This window comes from Dactylosporangium darangshiense (genome assembly GCF_039537565.1).
Taxonomy (GTDB): domain Bacteria; phylum Actinomycetota; class Actinomycetes; order Mycobacteriales; family Micromonosporaceae; genus Dactylosporangium; species Dactylosporangium darangshiense.
Genome location: NZ_BAABAT010000015.1, coordinates 177848 through 197444 on the forward strand (window position 1 = coordinate 177848; position 19597 = coordinate 197444).

At 73.1% G+C, this 19597-nt stretch carries 17 protein-coding genes; 15 read left to right on the forward strand and 2 right to left on the reverse strand.

The features are described from left to right. The first annotated feature begins 105 nt into the window (after window positions 1–105). The 6 genes from ABD901_RS26930 to ABD901_RS26955 are packed head-to-tail and all read left to right on the forward strand — an operon-like array spanning window position 106 to window position 8728. Window positions 106–1494 carry a pectate lyase gene (locus tag ABD901_RS26930; RefSeq protein ID WP_345130386.1) on the forward strand — a complete coding sequence of 463 codons (1389 nt, stop codon included), beginning with the start codon at window positions 106–108 and terminating at the stop codon, window positions 1492–1494. Between the two features lie 53 nt (window positions 1495–1547). Continuing rightward, window positions 1548–1811, forward strand: coding sequence for a hypothetical protein (locus tag ABD901_RS26935; RefSeq protein ID WP_345130388.1), 264 nt, complete (start codon window positions 1548–1550; stop codon window positions 1809–1811). A gap of 49 nt (window positions 1812–1860) precedes the next feature. Beyond that, window positions 1861–4470 carry an RNA repair domain-containing protein gene (locus ABD901_RS26940; protein ID WP_345130390.1) on the forward strand — a complete coding sequence of 870 codons (2610 nt, stop codon included), beginning with the start codon at window positions 1861–1863 and terminating at the stop codon, window positions 4468–4470. Window positions 4471–4513: 43 nt separating this feature from the next. Beyond that, on the forward strand, window positions 4514–5074 hold the full coding sequence (locus ABD901_RS26945) for a PadR family transcriptional regulator (protein WP_345130393.1): 561 nt from the start codon (window positions 4514–4516) through the stop codon (window positions 5072–5074). Beyond that, window positions 5061–5780, forward strand: a complete 720-nt coding sequence (locus ABD901_RS26950) for an ABC transporter ATP-binding protein (protein WP_345130395.1) — start codon at window positions 5061–5063, stop codon at window positions 5778–5780. The genes ABD901_RS26945 and ABD901_RS26950 overlap by 14 nt, the downstream gene beginning before the upstream one ends. Beyond that, window positions 5777–8728 carry an FtsX-like permease family protein gene (locus ABD901_RS26955; RefSeq protein ID WP_345130397.1) on the forward strand — a complete coding sequence of 984 codons (2952 nt, stop codon included), beginning with the start codon at window positions 5777–5779 and terminating at the stop codon, window positions 8726–8728. The genes ABD901_RS26950 and ABD901_RS26955 overlap by 4 nt, the downstream gene beginning before the upstream one ends. A gap of 448 nt (window positions 8729–9176) precedes the next feature. On the opposite strand, the gene ABD901_RS26960 is transcribed toward ABD901_RS26955, so the two are convergent. Further along, the gene (locus ABD901_RS26960) at window positions 9177–9752 is read right to left on the reverse strand and encodes a Uma2 family endonuclease (protein ID WP_345130400.1); all 576 of its coding nucleotides are present in this window, start codon (window positions 9750–9752) and stop codon (window positions 9177–9179) included. 215 nt (window positions 9753–9967) lie between these two features. Here ABD901_RS26960 and ABD901_RS26965 point away from each other — a divergent pair, with 215 nt between their 5' ends. The 7 genes from ABD901_RS26965 to ABD901_RS26995 all read left to right on the forward strand — a co-directional run bounded on the left by ABD901_RS26965 (window position 9968) and on the right by ABD901_RS26995 (window position 16860). Next, window positions 9968–10120, forward strand: coding sequence for a hypothetical protein (locus tag ABD901_RS26965; protein ID WP_345130402.1), 153 nt, complete (start codon window positions 9968–9970; stop codon window positions 10118–10120). A gap of 264 nt (window positions 10121–10384) precedes the next feature. Further along, entirely contained in the window at window positions 10385–12379 is a 1995-nt protein-coding gene (locus tag ABD901_RS26970; RefSeq protein WP_345130404.1) for a polysaccharide deacetylase family protein, read from the forward strand. Window position 12380: 1 nt separating this feature from the next. Further along, window positions 12381–13580 carry a sensor histidine kinase gene (locus tag ABD901_RS26975; RefSeq protein ID WP_345130406.1) on the forward strand — a complete coding sequence of 400 codons (1200 nt, stop codon included), beginning with the start codon at window positions 12381–12383 and terminating at the stop codon, window positions 13578–13580. Continuing rightward, window positions 13577–14242 carry a response regulator gene (locus ABD901_RS26980; protein WP_345130408.1) on the forward strand — a complete coding sequence of 222 codons (666 nt, stop codon included), beginning with the start codon at window positions 13577–13579 and terminating at the stop codon, window positions 14240–14242. Before ABD901_RS26975 ends, ABD901_RS26980 begins: the two co-directional genes overlap by 4 nt. 76 nt (window positions 14243–14318) lie before the next feature. Next, window positions 14319–15011 (forward strand): class I SAM-dependent methyltransferase, encoded by a 693-nt coding sequence (locus tag ABD901_RS26985; protein WP_345130409.1) that lies wholly within the window; start codon window positions 14319–14321, stop codon window positions 15009–15011. Window positions 15012–15063: 52 nt separating this feature from the next. Next, window positions 15064–15867, forward strand: coding sequence for an alpha/beta hydrolase (locus ABD901_RS26990; RefSeq protein WP_345130411.1), 804 nt, complete (start codon window positions 15064–15066; stop codon window positions 15865–15867). Window positions 15868–15930: 63 nt separating this feature from the next. Beyond that, window positions 15931–16860: a carbohydrate kinase family protein gene (locus ABD901_RS26995; protein ID WP_345130413.1), complete on the forward strand. Its 930-nt coding sequence runs from the start codon at window positions 15931–15933 to the stop codon at window positions 16858–16860. On the opposite strand, the gene ABD901_RS27000 is transcribed toward ABD901_RS26995, so the two are convergent. Then, window positions 16832–17275, reverse strand: coding sequence for a hypothetical protein (locus ABD901_RS27000; RefSeq protein WP_345130415.1), 444 nt, complete (start codon window positions 17273–17275; stop codon window positions 16832–16834). The genes ABD901_RS26995 and ABD901_RS27000 overlap by 29 nt on opposite strands. A gap of 265 nt (window positions 17276–17540) precedes the next feature. On the opposite strand from ABD901_RS27000, the gene ABD901_RS27005 reads away from it, so the two are divergent. Both ABD901_RS27005 and ABD901_RS27010 read left to right on the forward strand, forming a co-directional pair. Next, window positions 17541–18272, forward strand: coding sequence for a SanA/YdcF family protein (locus ABD901_RS27005; RefSeq protein WP_345130417.1), 732 nt, complete (start codon window positions 17541–17543; stop codon window positions 18270–18272). A 288-nt stretch (window positions 18273–18560) separates the two neighbouring features. After that, window positions 18561–19595 (forward strand): nitronate monooxygenase, encoded by a 1035-nt coding sequence (locus ABD901_RS27010; RefSeq protein WP_345130420.1) that lies wholly within the window; start codon window positions 18561–18563, stop codon window positions 19593–19595. Window positions 19596–19597 lie beyond the last annotated feature (2 nt).

The following is a 19597-nucleotide window of genomic DNA, read 5'->3' on the forward strand; positions in this document are numbered from 1 at the left end:
GTTTGCTCGTGAGGAAACCGCTTTCCTCGTCGCATGCGGCGGACCCGCCCAGTCTTCGGCCGCACACCCCATGCGCTTCTCTCCTGTACTGACCCCGGAGGAAGCATGGAAACCCGCCAACGGCGGCGCAGATGGCCCATCGTGGCCGCCGGCGCCGCCGCGTTCACCGCCGTGGCCGCGATCTCCGCCCAGATCGCGTTCGCGGCCACCCTCTTCAGCGACAACTTCGAGGACGGCGACACCAGCGGCTGGTCGAAGTCCGGCGGCACCTGGGCCGTCGTCAGCGACGGCTCCAAGGCGCTGCAGCAGAGCAGCGCGGGCAGCGAGAACGCCCGCGAGTTCGCCGGCGACAGCGGCTGGACGAACTACACCGTCACCGCCCGCGTCAAGCCGCTGTCGTTCGGCAGCGGCGGCCACGCGGCGCTGCTGGCCCGGGCCAAGACCTCCACCACGTTCTACCGGCTCGCGCTGCTGCCCGGATCCGTCCAGCTGCAGGCCGTCAACAGCGGCTCGGTGACCGTGCTGGCGTCGGCATCGCGGTCGGTGAGCACCGGGACGTGGTACACCCTCGGCCTCACCGTCTCCGGAAGCACCGTCTCCGCGACCGTGGACGGCGCCTCGGTCGGCTCCGGGTCGAGCTCGGTGGCCTCCGGCGGGCGCATGGGCGTGCAGACGGTGTACGCGAGCGCCGAGTTCGACGACGTGACGGTCAGCGACGCGGCCGGCCCCGGCCCGACGACAACCGGCCCGACGCCGACGAAGTCCCCGACGCCCACCAAGTCCCCGACGCCCACGCCGACCACCACGACCCCGCCGCCGTCCTCGGGCTGGCCGACCCCGACCGGGCAGGCCTCGGTCAGCGGCACGATCCAGGTCTCCGGCACGTTCGACGGGGGCATGAAGCGGTACTGCTGCATCGGCGACGGCGGCCAGAGCGAGAGCCAGGACCCGATGTTCAACCTCGCGGCCGGCGCCACGCTGCAGAACGTCATCCTCGGCGCCCCCGCCGGCGACGGCGTGCACTGCAACGGCGACTGCCACCTCATCAACGTGTGGTGGGAGGACGTCGGCGAGGACGCCGCCACGTTCCTCGGAGGCTCGAACTACTACGTCACCGGCGGCGGCGCGCGGCACGCCAGCGACAAGATCTTCCAGCACAACGGCCCCGGCACCGTGCACATCAGCAACTTCTACGCCGAGGACGCCGGCAAGCTCTACCGCGCCTGCGGCAACTGCAGCAGCAGCTACACCCGCCACGTCACCGTCGACAACGTCCGCGTGACCTCCACCAAGGTCGTCGCCGGCATCAACGTCAACTGGGGCGACACGGCGACGTTCAGCAACATCACCGTGATCGGCGACTCGTCGCACAAGACGATCATCTGCGACAAGTACAACGGCGTGCCGAAGGGCAGCGAACCCACCCACGTGGGCAGCGGCCCCGACAGCACCAACTGCCTGTACGACCCGAACACGGACGTGCACTGGTCGTGACCCCTCCCCTGGCGCCCGCCCGCACTGGCGGGCGGGCGTTAGGCTCCCAGGCCATGACACTTCGTGCCATACCGGCGCGGCTCGCCGCCACCGCGACCGCCGGATTGCTCGCCGCGCTCACGCCGGCCGCGCCGGCCGGCGCGGAGGTGACGCCGACACCGACGCTGGACCCGGACGACCCCGCCGTGAAGGCCGGCACCCTGATCGGGCGGCTGCTGCCGGCGATCTGCTGCCTCGTGATCTTCGTGATCCTGCTGGGCGTGCTGCTGGTCCTGCTCAACCGCCGCAAGGAGCGCCGGGCCCGCGGCTACCGATAGCCGTTTATTTGCTCGCCCGGTGTCCGTGGCCGCGCCTACGCTTTCCGGCATGGCGAAGGCGAGCGGGGGCGGGCTGCGCCCGGTTCAGGACGTCGTCGCCCGCATCCGCTACGACGCGGCGCTCGACGCGGCCCGCTTCGTCGTCGGCTACACCGAGCGCGGGGCGGGCGTGCGCGAGACGCCGCTGCTCGCGTTCGTGAGCGGCGGCGACGTGCCGTGGCACCGGGTGCAGTACGTGAAGGCCGGCGACGTCACCGTCTGGGACCGCCAGGCCCGGGTCGACCTCGTCTCCGGCCCCGCCGCCGACCTCGCCGCCCTTGCCGCACCGCCGCCCGCGCCGCACCGCGAGCCCCGCACCGCCGGGCGCGCCGTCTCGTCGTTCGACGCCGATGCGTGTCTGCGCTTCGACCCGGCGGCCGGGGATTGGGTGCCGGCCGGGCCGCCCGCGCCCGTGCACGCCGACGTCGTGCAGGTGGCGACGTTCAACGTGCTCTCCGACGCCTACGACCGGGAGCTCACCTACCCCGAGCGGCGGGTGCCGGCCTGCGTCGAGCTGCTCGAGGGGCTCGGCGCCGACGTGGTCGCGCTGCACGAGGTCACGCACGAGCTCTGGGCGGCGCTGCTCGCGGCGCCGTGGCTGCGGCAGGGGTACTGCGTCTCCGCCGGCCCCGACCCGGAGATCGGCTACGGCACGACGCTCATCGCGCGGTGGCCGCTGACGCTGGAGGTGCACCGGCTCTCGGCGTACAAGCGGCTGGTCCTCGGCCACACCGTGCTCAACGGCCGCCGGACCGGCTTCGTCGCCGCGCACCTGACCAGCGACCACACCGAGGGCGCCGAGCAGCGGCGGGAGCACCAGCTGCGGGTCGTCGCCGAGCGCCTCGGCCGCGGCGACCTCGACGCCGCCGTCGTGCTCACCGACCTCAACGCCGGCGACGAGGCCGCGCCCGCTGCACCTATTGCTCTGGGCCGAGGCTACGTCGACGCCTGGCGGGCGCTGCACCCGCACGACGCCGGGTTCACGTTCGACCCGGCCGTGAACCCGCTCGCCGCCGTCGCCTCCCGCACCGGCCGGGCCGCCCGGCTGGACCGCATCCTGGTGCGCGGCCCGCTCACTCCGGTCGTGGCCGAGCGCTTCGGCGACCGGCCGTTCGCGTCCGACGGCGGGGCCGCGCTGTACGTCTCGGACCACTTCGGCGTCACCGCGCTGCTGCAGCCGGAGCCGCAGACGCTCGCCTCGGCGTCGGTGCACACCTCGGCGCTCGTGGTGCGCCCGCCTTCGTCCTCCTGGGCGCAGATCCAGGCCGTGCGGGAGGCGCACGACCCGGCGTACCGACGATGGATGCCGCACATCAATCTCCTCTACGGCTTCGTGCCCGAGGCCGACTTCGACGCCGCCGCCCGCGTGAGCGCCGCGGCGCTCGAGGGCCTCGGCGACCTCGGCCCGGTCCGCGTCCGGCTGGCGCAGCTGCGCCGCTTCGTCCACCGCGGCAGCACCACCGTGTGGGCCGAGCCGGAGACGTCGCCGCCGGGCGCGCTGCGACGCCTGCAGGCCGCGCTCGCCGCCCGCTTCCCCGGCTGCACCGAGCAGGACTCCCGCGGCGCCGCGGGCTTCACGCCCCACCTCACCGTCGCCAAGCTCACCGGCCCGGCCGCGGCCGTCGACCAGCGCTTCGCGGCGCTGCAGCGCGACTGGCACCCGGTCGAGTTCACCGTCACCGCCGTCGACCTGATCAGCCGCCGCGCCGACGAGCCCTTCGCGGTGCGCCACACCGTGCCGTTCGCCACCGGCCACGACGCGGCCCTCGCGGTCGTCTCGGCCGCCTGCGCGGCGGTGCGCGCCGGTTCCCGCGTGCATGTGGTGGGTTCGGTACGCCTGGGCGTCGCCACCCCCACCGCCGACCTCGACCTGGTCTGGGCCACCCCGCGCCCGGCGGCTCCGGCGGGCGATCCGCTCGACGACCTGGCGGCGCGGCTGGACGGCGCCCGGCGGGCCGGCGTCGTCGTGCCGGTGCTGCGCGCCACCGTCGCCGGGGTCAGCGTCGACGCGCAGCACGTGGCGGTCGCCGACGTCGACCGGCTCGACCCCGCGGATCCCGCGCTGGACGACGCCGGCCGGCGCGCGGTCCTGGCGGTGCGCGACGCCGACGCGCTGCTGGAGGGCCTCGACCCGGCCGCCTTCCGGGCCCTGCTGGCCAGGGTGCGCGCGTGGTCCCGCGAGCGTGAGCTGGACGGGGCCGCGTGGGGCCTGGTCGGCGGGTTCACCTGGGCGGTGCTGACCGCCGAGGCGATGCGGCACAACGCCGCCGACCTCGACGGCTTCCTGCGCCACTGCGCCGGGCACCCGCGCCGGCCGCGCTCGGGGGACCGGCACGCGTACTGGCCCGTGTACTCCCCGACGCCGCCCGGCGTGAACACCACCCGCACGATGACGCGCTCGACGGCGCGCCTGGTCGACGATCACCTGCACGGCCGGCCGGTCCGCTCCACACATGACCGGCTGGTGTCGCTCGGCGGCGGCGACGACCTCGACGGCCGGGTGCTCGGGCTGATCCTGGCCCTGGAGGACGTCGGGGCCGAGGTGCGCCCGTATCCGCGCCGCCGCGCCCTGGGCCTGGACGGCGGCGACCCGTCCGCCATCGAGCCGCTGCTGGATTGACCGCGCTTTACATCTACATACGCGGTATGCATACTCCGTAGGTATGTCGATCCGGCACGGTCTGCTCGCGCTGCTGCAGCGCGGGCCGATGCACGGCTACCAGCTGCGCACGAACTTCGAGGCGTCGACCGGGGGAACCTGGCCGCTGAACATCGGCCAGGTCTACACGACCCTCGCGCGGCTGGAGCGCGACGATCTCGTGCGGGCGCTGCCCGAGTCCGAGGGCCAGCGCCCGTACGAGATCACCGAGGCCGGCCGGACCGAGGTGGGCGCCTGGTTCGCCACCCCGGTCGGCCGCGCCGACCGCCCTCGCGACGAGCTCGCCGTGAAGCTGGCGCTCGCGATCACCACGCCCGGTGTGGACGTGGCCGCCGTCGTGCAGGCCCAGCGGACGTCGACGATGCGGGCGATGCAGGAGTACACCCGCCTGAAACGCAGCGCGGAAGGCGAGCTCCCGTGGCGCTTGGTCCTCGACGCGATGGTGTTCCAGGCCGAGGCCGAGCTGCGCTGGCTCGACCACTGCGAGACGAGCCTGCTCCGCCACGCCGAGTCCCGGCCCGCCGCCCCCTCGCTCCCCGAGGCGGTGGCGCATGAGCACGCTTGAGCTCCTCGACGCGTGCCGCACGCACGGCAGCGGCGAGACGGCCGTGCCGGCGCTGCGCGGCGTCTCGCTGAGCGTCGCGCCCGGCGAGCTGGTCGCGGTGATGGGCCCGTCGGGCTCGGGCAAGTCGACCCTGCTCAACCTGGCCGGCGGCCTGGACCGCCCGACCGCCGGCGGCGTCGCCGTCGAGGGCCGCCGCCTGGAGTCGCTGGGCCGCCGCGAGCTGGCCGCGCTGCGGCGCCGCTCCATCGGGTACGTCTTCCAGGACCTCAACCTCCTGCCCGCCCTCACCGCCGCCGAGAACGTGGCGCTGCCGCTGGAGCTGGACGGCGTACCGTTGCGGCGGGCGCGGCGCGAGGCCCTGTCCGCCCTCGCCGACGTCGACCTCGACGGTTGCGGCCGGCGCTTCCCCGACGAGCTGTCGGGCGGCCAGCAGCAGCGGGTGGCGATCGCGCGGGCCCTGGTCGGCCGCCGCCGGCTCCTCCTGGCCGACGAGCCGACCGGCGCACTGGACTCCCAGACCGGCGAGTCGGTCCTGCGCCTCATGCGCTCCAAGATCGACGCGGGCGCGGCCGGGGTCCTGGTGACCCACGAGCCCCGCCACGCGGCCTGGGCCGACCGGGTCGTGTTCCTGCGCGACGGCCTCGTCGTCGACGCTTCGGGCCCGCTCGCCACCGCGGACGACCTCCTCGACGGCGCCGCCCGATGACGTTCCTGCGCACGTGGGCCGCCGCGGTCCGCATCGCCCGGCGGGAGGCGGCCCGTTCGAAGGGCCGCACCGCCCTTGTCGTCGCGCTCATCATGCTGCCGGTCCTGGCGCTGTCGTTCCTGGCCGCGACCGACGCCATGTTCACCCTCACCCCCGCCGAACAGGCCGACCGCGACCTCGGGCGGTTCGATGCGGTCCTCGAGTGGCGCTACGACGGCCCGGTGCGCCAGGACCGCGACGGCCACCTGGCGCATCCGCTCTCCGCCGACGCCCGCCCGGTGACCGCCGCGAGCTCCGAGGACGTCGAGCGCACCCTGCTGGCGGCGCTGCCGGCGGGCACCCGGCTCGCGCACGCCGAGGAGGACCACCTGGTCGCGGTGCGCACTCCGGCCGGCCGCACGGTGCTGCCGGCGTTGGCGCTGGACGTGGCGGATCCGCGGTACCAGGGCCATATCCAACTGCTCCGCGGTCGCGCCCCGGCCACGGACGGCGAGGTGGCGCTCGACGCCGCCGCCCTGACCCGCACGAGCACCCGCGTCGGCGGAACGCTGACCCTGCCCGACGCGGGCCGCACCCTCACCGTCGTCGGCGAGTTCGAGCGCCCCGGCGACCTGCGCGCGGCCCTGGTGCTGCGCCCCGGCGCGCTACCGTCCGATCCCGGCACCTGGTACGCCGACACCCCCGCCCCGCTGACCTGGCCCCAGGTCCGGTCCCTCAACGAGCGCGGCATCGTCGCCCAGTCCCGCGCGGTGCGCCTGGGCCCGATGCAGGCCGGCATGCTCGCCGCCCCGGACGCGGACCTCCCGGCGCTGGACCGCCGCCGCGAGCTGGCGCCGCTGGTGCTCGGCATGGCATTCCTCGAGGTGGTACTCCTGGCCGGCCCCGCCTTCGCCATAGGCGCCCGCCGCCGTCGCCGCGAGCTCGCCCTGATCGCCGCGAACGGCGGGACCCCCGCGCATCTGCGCCGCATCGTCCTCGCCGACGGCCTGGTGCTCGGCACGGCCGCCGCCCTGGCCGGCATCGCACTCGGGGTGGGCAGCGCATTCGCCGCACGCCCGCTCGTCGAGGTCTACGTGACGGCAATGCGGGCCGGCTCTTACCGGGTAAGTTTGCCGCTCCTCGCCGCCCTGGCCGCCCTCGCGGTCGCGATGGGTATGGCCGCGGCGCTGGCCCCGGCGATCGTGGCCGGCCGCTCGGACGTGCTGGCCGCCCTGACCGGTCGCCGCCTCGCACCGCGGGCCGGCCGCCGCCTGGCTTCGGCGGCCCTGGCCGCCCTGCTGGCGGGCGCGGCAGTCGCGGCGTGGGGCGTCGCCTCGTACGCCTCCCGCACCGTGCTCGCCGGCCTGCTGGTCGCCGAGGCCGGCCTGGTGCTGTCGACGCCCGCGCTGCTGGCGGCGGTCGCCGGTCTCGGCGGCGCGTTGCCGCCGGCTCTCCGGATCGCCTTGCGCGACGCCGCCCGCAACCGCACCGCCGCGGCACCCGCCGTGTCGGCCGTGATGGCGGCGGTCATCGGCAGCATCACGGTGGGCGTGTACGCCGCCAGCCTCAACGCCCGCACCGAGCGCATGGCAGTGCCGACGCTGCCGCCCGGGTATGCGACGGCGTACCAGCCGCCTACCCTGCGCACGGAGCCGGCGCCGGCGCGTGTGCCCACGGCGCAGTTGCGGGCGGCGATGTCTCCGCTACCGGTGCGCGAGACGGTCGAGGTGCGGGCCGTGATCTGCGCCGACCCGGCGTCGCAGTGCGGCCTGGAGCCGATCCGGCCTCCGGAGAACCGCTGCCCGTACCGGGCCGGGTCGCTCACCGGGGCCGAGCAGCGGGCCGCGGCCGCCGACCTGCGCTGCGACGACCTGTACCACGTCCTGTCCGGCGACGCCACGGTGCTGCACATCGTCGACGACGGCCGCCTCCCCGGCCCCGTCTCGTCGGCACCGGGTGGCGTCTCGTCTTCACCTGGCCCCGGTTCCTCTGCACCTGGCCCCGGTTCGTCGGCACCTGGCCCCGGTTCGTCGGCACCTGGCCCCGGTTCGTCGGCACCTGGCCCCGGTTCGTCGGCCCCTGGCCTCGGTTCATCGGCTGGTCCCGGTTCGTCGGCGCCGGGCGGGGTCTCGCCGGGGGCTGGCGGCGTCTCGCCGGGAGTCCCCGGCGTTTCGTCGGGGCTCGGTGACGCTCTGTCGACGATCGGCGGCCTTACCGGTGACGACCTGGAGCAGGCCCGGGCAACGCTCCGTGCCGGCGGCGCCGTGGTGACCGACCCACTCCTGATCCGCGACGGCCGGGTCCTGCTGCGCCGCACCGGCACCGGCACCCAGGACGAGCCGCTGAGCGTTCCCGGCCACTACGCCACCACCGCCCGGAGTTCTGAGTTCTACGCTCTGTCGCCGGACGCGGTGCGAAGGGCCGGGTACGACAGCGCCGTCATCGGCCTGGTCGCCGCCACCACCCGGGCACCCACCGTCGCGGAGCGCGACGCCTACTTCGAGTCACTGGCCCGTTTCGGGCACGGTTACGGCGGCGAGGTGGTCGAGCCGCAGCGGCGCACCGCCGGCCTCCTAGAGTTGATGCTCGCGTTCGCCGCCGCCGCGGTCGCCCTGGGCGCGGCCGGCATCGCGACCGCACTGTCCGCAGTGGACGGCCGCCCGGACCACGCCACGCTGGGCGCGGTCGGTGCGTCTCCCGCTCTGCGTCGCCGGTTGGCGCTGAGCCGGGCCGGCCTGATCGCCGTCCTGGGTTCGGTGCTGGGCGTGGTGGCCGGCGCGTCCGCGGGCGCGGCGCTGCTGGCCGCAATGAACCGCCGCAACGTCATGACGTGGCCGTCGGAGCCGCCGGCCCCGATCACGCTGCCTTGGACGAGCATCGCGATCGCCCTGCTGGCGGTCCCGTTGATCGCCATGGCGGCCGGCGCCCTGTTCACCCGCGCCCGCCTACCGATCGAGCGCCGCCTCTGACCCACCACACCGGACGCGCCTTGCGGCGTCGCTCGCGGAGGCGATGCGCTTGCGGCGTCGCTCGCGGAGGCGATGCGCTTGCGGCGTCGCTCGCGGAGGCGATGCGCGTCCGGCGTCGCTCGCGGAGGCGTCGCACCGAACACGTTCGTGACGAACACGACCGCACTGCACCCGCTGCCGTAGCTTTCCCCTCGCCCGCCAGGCTGGCCGTTGCGCAGGCTCGGCCTGCGGTCGAACGTGTTCGTGACGAACATGGCCGCGCCGCGCCCGCTGCCGCTTGCCCTCGCTCGCCGACCTGGCCGTCGAGCAGGCTCGGAGTGCGGTCGAACGTGTTCGTGACGAACATGGCCGCGCCGCGCCCGCTGCCGCTTGCCCTCGCTCGCCGACCTGGCCGTCGAGCAGGCTCGGAGTGCGGTCGAACGTGTTCGTGACGAACGTCGAGGAATTGTTAGCCGGCGGTCCGTGGCGGGCGACGCACCAGAGCCCCGGTGTCGATCTCGAAAGCGAACGGTTCCTGGACGACAAGCCTGCCGTCGGCGCGGGCCACCGCCTGCTCGACATAATGAGAGCCCTCGAGGCGGAAGAGTCTCAACGTGATCGAGCCTTGTTGCTCCTGTTCTACCAGCAGGTAAAGGCCAATTCCGGCAGCGGCGTACAGGTGCATTTTGACCAGCCGATCCGCACCCGCGTTGCCCGGAGAAACGACCTCGACGGCCAGTAGGACGTCTGGGGCGTCGATGACGACGCCCTCTTCGTCGGTATCCGCCATGACCAGGTCGGGAATCATGATGCGGCCCGTGTGTAGGCGTACGTTCACCGCTTCCAAGGCCAACAGGCCGGCATTCGCGGCTGCGGCGTCGAGCGCTACGAACAGCAATGACGAAAGTCGCTGGTGACGCTTGCTCGGTACCGGGCTCGCCAACAAACTTCCATCCAGCAGCTCGATTCGGTCCGCCGTCTCCCCGAGTGCGAGGTACTCCTCCTCGGTCCACGGCCCCTCGTGCTCGAGCACCGCACCGCTCATCAGGTGGCCCTACCTTCCGACGCCGACGTTCCAGCGTCCCGGGCCGGTCGTCGCAGGCGAAGGGGCACGCCGTCATCGGCCGATAGCCTAGCGTCAGATGGCCATTTACCCATATGGCCTACAGTGCATCGAGATGTCCAGCGGGATCGCTACGAACGTGTTCGCAGCGAATGCGTAGGTCAGGCCGGGGGATAGGCGGTCGGACGAACGTGTTCGTGACGAACGTGTGGCTTGTGGCGGTGGTGCGGTGGGCCGGGGTGAACGTGTTCGTGACGAACGTGTGGGTCGCGGCGGTGGTGCGGGGGGCCGCGACGAACGCGTTCGTCGCGAATGTGGTCGTCGTACGAGGTGTTGGCGATGAGTGTTGACGGCCGTGGGCGAACATGTTCGCCGCGAAAAAGGGGCGTTTCGGGCATAACCGCCCCGGATGATGGGACGTATCGGGCGCGGTGCATGGGAGTTAGCCCGAACGTGCACGAATCCGCCCCTCTGGCCGGAATAATTCCTGCTGGGGGGAACGAACCAAGCAAGCGTCGTCGCGATGTCCTTACGTGCATTGGCGCGATATGTGGCGGATTGGTCAGATACCCCGTCCTTATCGGATCACCGTGGAAATGTAGGGGTACCGACACGTGCGCCTGTTCAGACTGCTCATCGGCGGGGTCCTCGCGGCCCTGGTATCGGCGCTGCTGCCCAGCGTCACGGCGTACGCGATCGGCGCCAACCTCATCGGGAACCCATCCGTGGAGACGGCCAACGCGGCCGGGTCGGCGCCGGCGAGTTGGACGTTCGACAAGTGGGGGACCAACACCACCACGTCCAGCTGGAAGGCGGGGGGCAAAGACGGGCAGAAGAGCCTCGCCGTCACGATGACGGCGCGCACCTCCGGCGATGCCAAGTGGATGGCGGCGCCCGTCACCGTCAAGCCCAACACCAAGTACGTGGCGTCCGACTGGTACATCAGCGACGCCCAGACGAGCCTCGAGGTCGTCTACACCAACGCCGCGGGCAAGCAGACCTTCAACTGGCTCGCCGACGCCGCGGTGTCGGCGAGCTGGAAGCAGCTGTCGGTCGAGTTCACAACGCCGGCCGACGCGGTGAAGGCGTCGGTGTACCACGTGCTGGCCAAGAAGGGCAGCCTGCAGACCGACCTCTACCTCCTCGCCGAGTCCGGAGCCTCCGACCCGACGCCGGTGCCGACCTCCGTCACGCTCACCGCGCCGGCCGGCGGGGCGACCGTCAGCGGCACCCAGCAGGTCGCGGCCACCGCCAGCGCCGACGTGGTCGGGGTCAAGTTCGCCGTCGACGGCGTGGACCTGGGGGCGGAGGACACCAGCGCACCGTTCACCGCCAGCTGGGACACGACCAAGGCCACCAACGCCGCGCACACGGTGACGGCCACGGCCCGGACGGCGTCGAGCGCGACCGCCGCGACGACCAAGGTCACGGTGACGGTCGGCAACGCCACGAGCACTCCGCCGCCGCCGGCCACGCCCGGCAACCTCATCGCCAACCCGTCCGTTGAGACCGCGGCGGGGAGCGCGCCGGCCGGGTGGAGCGGCTCCAACTGGGGGACGAACACCGCCGCGTTCAGCTACCTGACCACCGGGCGCACCGGCGGGCGGAGCGTGAAGACGCAGATCACGAAGTACACCAGCGGCGATGCGAAATGGAGCCCGGCCGTCGTCGGTGTCACGCCCGGCAGGACGTATCAGTACGCCAACTGGTACCAGTCCAACGCCGACAGTGAGATCGACGTCGAGGTTACGATGGCCGACGGGTCGCAGCAGTACGCGTACCTCGCCGCGGCGCCCGCGTCGGCGAGCTGGGCGAAGGTCAGCGCGCAGTACACCGTCCCGGCCGGCGCCACGAAGATCACCGTGTTCCAGGTGCTGGCGAAGGTGGGCTGGGTGACCGGCGACGACTTCTCGCTGGCCGAGTACACGCCGGCGCAGCTGAGCCGGGCGCTGGTCAGCCTGACGTTCGACGACGGGTGGCGCTCGCAGTACACGGCGGGGCTGCCGCTGCTGGACAAGTACCACATGCCGGCCACGTACTACCTGCTGACCAGCACGACCGACTACCCGGACTACATGACCCAGGCCCAGATGGGCGAGCTGCCCGGGCACGGCATCGAGATGGCCTCGCACACCGTCGACCACCCGCACCTGCCGACCCTGAGCGCGGCGAAGATCGACAGCGAGCTCAAGGACTGCCAGGCGACGCTGCGGCAGTGGTACGGCGCGGGCGTGGCCAAGAACTTCGCGACGCCCTACGGCGAGTACAACGCCACCGTGCTGAGCACCAGCAAGAAGTACTACCGCTCGCACCGCTCGACCGACGAGGGCTTCAACACCAAGGACAGCACCGACGTCAACAACATCAAGGTCCAGAACATCCTCGACACCACGACGCCGGCGCAGGTCGGCCAGTGGATCGACCAGGCGATCCGCGACAAGAGCTGGCTCGTGCTGGTGTACCACGAGGTCTCCTCGACCGCCGAGGACCCGACCTACGCGGTCACGCCCGCCAACCTCGAGGCCGAGCTCAAGCTGATCCAGCAGCGCGGCATCGCGGTGCGCACCGTCGACCAGGCGCTGGACGAGGTGGTACCGCAGCTGGCATAACATGACGGTCGTGGGGTGGATCGTCAAGGACCTGGGCCGGTTCCTCTTCGGCCGGGATCCGGCGGTCCACCCCAAGACGCGCCTCGGCCGCGCGCTGCCCCTGATCGGCGTCCTCGCCGGCTTCCTGTGCGGCCTGATGGCCTACGAGTACTACCTCGGCAACGTCCGGCACCCCGACTGGATCCTGACCGTCATCGCCTCGGTGCTCATCGGCCTGACGATCGCGCTCATACCGACCCGGCCGCTGCTGGCCTGGCGGGTGGCGTTCGTCACGGCGATCCTCACCAGCCTGCGCATCCACATCGACCAGGGCACCCCGTGGCCGTTCCAGCCGGTGCAGATCCTCACCTACCCGGTGATCCTCGCCGTCGTGGCGATCCGCCACCCGCGCGGCGTGGTCCTCTGGACGGGCCTGTCGGCGTTCCTGCTCCTCATCGTGTACGTCCTGCCGCCGAATGTCCCCGGCCTGCTGCTGGCCCTGGTCGCCGTGCTCGTGGTCGGCGACCAGGTGCGCCGCCGCCGCGAGGTCCAGCGTGCGCTCGCCGAGGAGGAGGAGCGCTCCGAGCTCGCGCAGACGCGGCGGGCGATCGCCGAGGAGCGCAACCGGATCGCGCGGGAGATGCACGACGTGGTCGCGCACCACATGTCGCTGATCGCGGTGCGGGCCGAGACGGCGATCTACCGCATCGAGGGCGTCCCGCCGGCCGTTGCCGAAGAGCTTCAAGCCATCGCCGGTACGTCGAGAGAGGCGCTCACCGAGATGCGCCGCCTGCTCGGCGTGCTGCGCAACGACTCGGTGCCGCTCACCGAGCCCCAGCCGACCCTGGACGACCTCGCCGGGCTGGTCCGCGAGGCGCGCGAGGCCGGGGTGCTGATCGAGTACTCGCCGCTGCCGGGCGCCGAGGTGCCGCCCGGCGTCGGGCTGGCCGCGTTCCGCATCGTGCAGGAGGCGCTGAGCAACGCCCGCCGTCACGCCGCCGGTGCGCCGGTCGCGATCGTGCTCTTCCGCGACGCCGCCGAGCTGCGGATCCTGGTGCGCAACGAGCCGACGGGCGCGCCGCTCGGGCCGGAGGGCAAGGGGCACGGGCTGCTCGGCATGCGGGAACGGGCCGCGGCCGTCGGCGGCACGCTGCGCACCGGGCCGACCGCCGACGGGGCGTACGAGGTCGTGGCCACGCTGCCGCTGGACGGAGAGGCATGATCAAGCTGCTCATCGTGGACGACCAGGCGATGGTCCGGCAGGGCTTCGCCGCGCTGCTGGCCGCCCAGCCCGACTTCACCGTCGTCGGCGACGCCGCCGACGGTGAGCAGGGCGTGACGCTGGCCCGCGAGCGCGCGCCCGACGTGGTGCTCATGGACATCCGCATGCCGGTCCTCGACGGGCTGGCGGCCACCCGGCGCATCCTCGACGTCGCGCCCGGGCTGCACCAGCCGCGGGTGCTCATGCTCACCACCTTCGACCTCGACGACTACGTGTTCGAGGCGCTGCGGGCCGGCGCCTCCGGCTTCCTGCTCAAGGACGCGCCCGCGGCCGAGCTCGTCAACGCGGTGCGGGTCGTCGCGGCCGGCGACGGGCTGCTCGCGCCGTCGGTCACCCGCAAGCTGATCGAGCAGTTCGCGGCGCGCCCGCGCGCGGTGGCGCACCGGCCCGACCGGCTGCGCGACCTCACCCCGCGCGAGGTCGAGGTGCTGCGCCTGATCGCCCGCGGCCAGTCCAACGCCGAGATCGCCGCCTCGCTCGTCGTGGCCGAGCAGACGGTGAAGACCCACGTGAGCCGGGTGCTGCAGAAGCTCGACCTGCGCGACCGTGCCCAGGCCGTCGTGTTCGCCTACGAGACCGGCGTGGTCAACGCGGGGGAGTAGGTAGTACCGGGGTACGACCCGGGCATGGCTCCCCGGAGTGACGTGCCGGCGCCGGGCGCACGCCTACCTTGCGCGCATGTACACCGTGGACACGCTCATCGACTGGTACCGCGAGTACGCCCCCGACCTGCGCACCGCCCGCGAGGAGCAGCGCGAACTGCTCGCACAGCGCCCGATGCACCCGAAGCTCGACGACATCGAGGCCGAGGTCTGCTACCTCACCGTCCGCGCCCTGCGCCCGCACACCGTGGTCGAGATCGGCTCGTTCCACGGCTGGTCGACCTCCTGGCTGCTGCGGGCGCTGCGCGACAACGGCGACGGCGTGCTGTACACCTATGACCGCCTCGACCACGCCGCGCGCACGCTGCCGGACGAGCTGACCAGCACCCGCTGGCGCTTCACCCACGGCGACGTGCGCGCCACCGAACTGCCCGACAACCCCGGCTTCGTGCTGGTCGACGCCCTGCACACGGCCGGCTTCGCCCGCTGGTACACCGCCGCGCTGCTGGACCGGCTCAAGCCTGGCGTCGCCGTCGGTGTCCACGACGTCTTCCACGGCCGCTGCCCGTGGCCCAACAGCGAGGGCGCGGTGCTGCTGCGCTGGCTGCGCGCCCGCGGCCTGGGCTACCTCACCGCGGCCCGGCGCGCCGACCCGGACCTGCGCGACCATCTGCTCGGCGTCAAGCGGCGCCTGCGCATCTCCGCCCCCGTGCACTCGGGCTCGCACGACCCGATGGCCTTCTTCGGTACCGCAGAGGTAGTGCAATAACCGCTCCGTCGTATGACGAGTCGCACCCGTCCCCGTTCCTACCTTCCTCGGCATGCGAAGCCTGCTGCTGATCCCCGTCGCCGCCGCGATCCTGACCGTCTTCGGACCCACGCACCCGGCGGCCGTCGAGCCGCCGCTGCCGATCCACAGTGGACGGTACGCCGACGGCCGCGCCCTCGAGGTCGTCGGCGACCCGTACACGGCACGCACCGTCGTGGTGCTCGTCCCCGGCGTCGACACCACGGAGGAGAACTTCGACCGCGGGCTCGGTGGCGTCCAGCGCCGGGCCCCGGCCTGGCAGGCGCACGCGCTCGCCGACGAGATCGCGGCCCGTGGCGGCCCCGGCGCGGCGGACTCGGTCGCCGTGCTGGCCTGGCTCGGGTACCGCACTCCGCATGGCGTCGGCCTGGACGCGGCGCGCGAGGACCTGGCGGCGGCCGGCGCGACGGCGCTGCGCGAGTTCGTCTCGCGCCTGCCCGGCCAGCGCATCGTCGTGGTCGGGCACAGCTACGGCTCCACGGTCGCCGGGCTGGCCGCGCCCGGGCTGGACCGGCGGGTCACCGACATCGTCGCGCTCGGCAGCCCCGGCATGGGCGCCGACTCGGTCGCGCAGCTGCACACCGGCGCGCACGTGTGGGCCGGCACCGCCGCCGACGACTGGACGCGGCGCATCCCGGGCCTGCGGATCGTCGGCGCCGGGCACGGCGAGCACCCGTACGACCCGTCGTTCGGGGCCGAACCGCTGCCGGTCGGCGGCGTCGAGGGCCACGACGGGTACTTCGTCGCCGGGACGCAGAGCCTGGCCGCCCTCGCCGACATCGCGCTCGGCACCGAGCCGGCGGCTCAGCGTTTGTAGCCCTCCAGGGCGGCCACCGTCGAGCCCCCCGACGTCCGGTTCCGCCGTCTATGCTGGTTCGCCATGGTCGACTTCGACGTGCTGGTGCTCGCGGGCGCCGGCGTGGACACCATCGTGCGCGTCCCCGAGCTGCGCCTGCCGCCGGGCGACTTCCTTCCGGTGGCACCGGTCCGGGACTACGTCGCCCATTCGGGCAACGGCGTCGCGCTCGGATTCCACGCGCTGGGCCTGCGCACCAAGTTCGCCGACTTCGCCGGCGCGGACGCGCAGGGCGAGCTGATCCGGGCGCGGTACGCCGCGGTGGGCCTCGACTACAGCGGTCACCCGGCCCCGAACGGCACGCCGCGCAGCGTCAACCTCGTCGACGCTGCAGGCCGCCGCTTCTCGTTCTTCGACGGCCGCCACCCGCCGGGCACGCTCCTGCCGGAGGAGTTCTACCTGCCGCTGGTCGAGCGGGCCGCACACGTGCACGTGGCCACGCAGTTCACACCGGCCGTCTGGGCCGCCGCCCGCGAGCTCGGCGTGTCCACCTCGACCGACGTGCACGCCTGGAACGGCGTGGACGAGTGGGCGTGGCCGATGGCCGGCGAGGCCGACATCGTCTTCCTGTCCTCGGCAGCCGCGCCCGAGCGCATCGACGACATCATGCGCCTAATTGCGACCAAGGGCCGGGCTTCGATCGTGGTCGCCACCGAGGGCGAGCACGGCAGCCGCGTCCTGGCCGGCGCATCCGGCGACGTGCAACGCTTCCCGGTCGCCCGCCCCGAGCGCCCGGTCGTGGACAGCAACGGCGCCGGCGACGCGTACAGCACCGCGTTCATGAGCCGCTGGATGCGCGGCCGCCCCGCGGCGGAGTGCGCGCTGGCCGGCGCCGTCTCCGGCGCCTTCGCCTGCGGCGCGCCCGGCACGCACGAGGAGCTCATCACCGCCGATGCCCTCGACGCCGCCGTCGAGCGCGCCCGGGCTACTTGGCCCGCCGCACCTGGCACATGAGCGGCTCGGCGCCCGGGACCTGGTCCCGGGCGTCGTACTCGAACCCTTCGAACGGGTCCTGCGCCGCGACCTCCAGGATCGGCTCGGGATCGAGCCCCTCCAGCCTGACGAGCTGCCCCTGCCCGCCGCGGTCGTTGTCCGTCAGGTGCCACTTGCCGGTGTGGCTCAGCGGCTGCTGCGGCTCGCCGAACATCAGCCCGTCGGCGACGTAGACGCCGTCGTCGCGGAAGCTGATCTTCCCGCCGCAGTCGCTCTGCCAGACCCCCGGCACCTGGTCCTCGCTGATGTGCGGCCGGTCATCGCCGAAGACGCTGTCGAACACCGCCCACGGCGCCTCGCAGCACCCGCAGCCGAGCAGCAGCGGCGCGACCAACGCGGCGATGGCAACCTTGACCCCGAGGCGCTTCTTCGTCATGCCGCAACATGATGATCGCCGTCTCTCTGCATCTCAAGCCGGGGCTCCTCGGTCCGTCTGATCGCTCGCTGTCCTGCCGAGTCCGAAATATCCGGCGCTGGCGCGCCAGATATTTCGGACATTTCATATTATTGCGTGCTGAGCGGTGAATGCTGGCTTCGCCCGTATTTCCTAGCAAATTGGTTGGTAGTCAGCCGACGTGATTTTGCTGTCGGCTTCGCGCCGATGCGTTGCGGGCCGTCCCGTCGGCGCCATTCTCGGGTGCATGCCGAAGCTCGTCGACCGGATGATCCGCGCGGCGCGGTGGCTCGCCCCGCGGTGGCGCCGCCCCGTGCGCCGCACGGTACGGCTCGCGGTGCGGCTGGTCGCGGCGGCGGTCCTGCTCGCCGGCCTCGCCACGGTCGGGTGCACCCAGTGGCTGCGCTTCGCCGCGCGCGGCCACGTGTTCACCGTCGAGGACGTGCCGGCCGCGCCGGTGGCGCTGGTGCTGGGCGCGCAGGTGTACGAGGACGGCTCGCCCTCGCCGTTCCTCGTCGCGCGCCTCGAGATCGCCCGCCGGCTCTACGAGACGGGCAGGGTCCACGCGATCCTGGTCTCCGGCGATCACGGGCGGTGGGAGTACGACGAGCCGTCCACCATGCGCCAGTGGCTGATCGACCACAACGTCCCGGCCGTCAAGGTCGTGCGCGACTACGCGGGCTTCGACACCTACGACTCGTGCGCGCGGGCGGTGCGCGTCTTCGGGGTGCACCGGGCGATCGTGGTTTCGCAGGGGTACCACATCACGCGCGCCGTAGCGCTGTGCCGCCACCTGGGGCTGGACGCCGACGGCGTGGGCGACTCGACGATGGCGCAGTTCCACAAGCCGTGGATGACCGGGGCGGTACGCGAGTTCGGCGCCGCCGACAAGGCCGCATACGACGTCGTGTCGGGCCGCGACCCCGTGTACCTGGGCCGGCACGAGACCGGCATCGAGGACGCCCTGAGCGCCGGATGACATTTTCTCTCCACGATCACGCGATTTGCGCCCGGACAAATCAGACATCGCGATGATGGTGGAGACATGATGCACTCCCTTGTACATTTTCGCTCCACGATCTGACCCATGCCCGATTTGTCCGAGCGTGTTTTGCGTGATCGCGGAGAGAAAAGCGACGAGGCCATCGGGGAGTCGGACTTTTCGCCTGCCGGGGTATAAATCCGATAAGTCGTGGCGCGCCAGCGCCCGACTTATCGGACCCCCAGCACGAGGCGGACGAGGAGAGGGCGAGGGAGGATCGAACGCATGAGTGGACTGTTCGACGGGCTCGGGCTCACCTCGCCGGTGGTCGCGGCGCCGATGGCCGGGGGGCCGACCACGCCCTCGCTGGTCGCCGCCGCCGGGCGCGCCGGGGTGCTCGGGTTCCTCGCCGCCGGGTACCGCACGCCCGAGGACCTTGCGGGGCAGATCGCGGCGGTGCGCAGAGTCGGGAAGGGCGCCTTCGGGGTCAACGTGTTCGCGCCCAATCCGGTGCCCGTCGATCCCGCAGAGTTCCGGGCCTACGCGCAGGCGCTGCGCGGGGACGGGGAGGTGTACGGGCTCGACCTCGCCGCCGCCCACATCGTCGAGAACGACGATCACTGGCATGCCAAGGTCGCGCTGCTGGTCTCCGATCCGGTGCCGGTGGTGTCGTTCACGTTCGGGCTGCCGCCGCGCGGTGACCTGGAGGCGCTGCGGCGGACCGGGAGCATCCTGCTGCAGACGGTCACCTCGGTGGAGGAGGCGCGCGCGGCCGACGAGGCCGGGGTGGACGGGCTCGTGGTGCAGGCCGCGGCCGCGGGGGCGCACTCGGGGACGTTCACGCCGGCGGAGCCGCCTCGGGACGTACCACTGCTGGAGCTCTTGCAGGAAATCGGCAATGCGGTGAACCTGCCGCTGGTCGGGGCCGGTGGGGTGGCGACCGCGGACGACGTCGTGGCCGTGCTCGGGGCCGGTGCCGAGGCGGCGATGGCCGGCACCGCGCTGCTGCGCACGGACGAGAGCGGTGCCTCGGCGGTACACAAGGCAGCCCTCGTCGAGATGTCCACAGTGGACACCGTGGTCACCCGGGCGTTCAGCGGGCGGCCGGCGCGGGCACTGCGCAACGCGTTCGTGGATCGGTTCGACGGGCGGGCGCCGCTGGGCTATCCGGCGGTGCACCACCTCACCACGCCGCTGCGGCGCGCCGCGGCCGCGTCCGGGGACACCGACCGCGTGAACCTGTGGGCGGGCAAACGGTTCCGGCACGCCCGCGCCGGCGCGGCCCGGGCGGCACTGGCGAGGCTGGCGGCGAAGGCCTGAGC

Coding starts and splice junctions, on each gene's coding strand:
- ABD901_RS26945 (WP_345130393.1), top strand. CDS start 4,514: ATGTCGATCCGGCACGGTCTGCTCGCGCTGCTGCAGCGCGGGCCGATG.
- ABD901_RS26940 (WP_345130390.1), top strand. CDS start 1,861: ATGGCGAAGGCGAGCGGGGGCGGGCTGCGCCCGGTTCAGGACGTCGTC.
- ABD901_RS27000 (WP_345130415.1), bottom strand. CDS start 17,275: ATGACGAAGAAGCGCCTCGGGGTCAAGGTTGCCATCGCCGCGTTGGTC.
- ABD901_RS26955 (WP_345130397.1), top strand. CDS start 5,777: ATGACGTTCCTGCGCACGTGGGCCGCCGCGGTCCGCATCGCCCGGCGG.
- ABD901_RS26935 (WP_345130388.1), top strand. CDS start 1,548: ATGACACTTCGTGCCATACCGGCGCGGCTCGCCGCCACCGCGACCGCC.
- ABD901_RS27005 (WP_345130417.1), top strand. CDS start 17,541: ATGCCGAAGCTCGTCGACCGGATGATCCGCGCGGCGCGGTGGCTCGCC.
- ABD901_RS26990 (WP_345130411.1), top strand. CDS start 15,064: ATGCGAAGCCTGCTGCTGATCCCCGTCGCCGCCGCGATCCTGACCGTC.
- ABD901_RS26975 (WP_345130406.1), top strand. CDS start 12,381: ATGACGGTCGTGGGGTGGATCGTCAAGGACCTGGGCCGGTTCCTCTTC.
- ABD901_RS26995 (WP_345130413.1), top strand. CDS start 15,931: ATGGTCGACTTCGACGTGCTGGTGCTCGCGGGCGCCGGCGTGGACACC.
- ABD901_RS26980 (WP_345130408.1), top strand. CDS start 13,577: ATGATCAAGCTGCTCATCGTGGACGACCAGGCGATGGTCCGGCAGGGC.
- ABD901_RS26985 (WP_345130409.1), top strand. CDS start 14,319: ATGTACACCGTGGACACGCTCATCGACTGGTACCGCGAGTACGCCCCC.
- ABD901_RS26960 (WP_345130400.1), bottom strand. CDS start 9,752: ATGAGCGGTGCGGTGCTCGAGCACGAGGGGCCGTGGACCGAGGAGGAG.
- ABD901_RS26930 (WP_345130386.1), top strand. CDS start 106: ATGGAAACCCGCCAACGGCGGCGCAGATGGCCCATCGTGGCCGCCGGC.
- ABD901_RS26950 (WP_345130395.1), top strand. CDS start 5,061: ATGAGCACGCTTGAGCTCCTCGACGCGTGCCGCACGCACGGCAGCGGC.
- ABD901_RS27010 (WP_345130420.1), top strand. CDS start 18,561: ATGAGTGGACTGTTCGACGGGCTCGGGCTCACCTCGCCGGTGGTCGCG.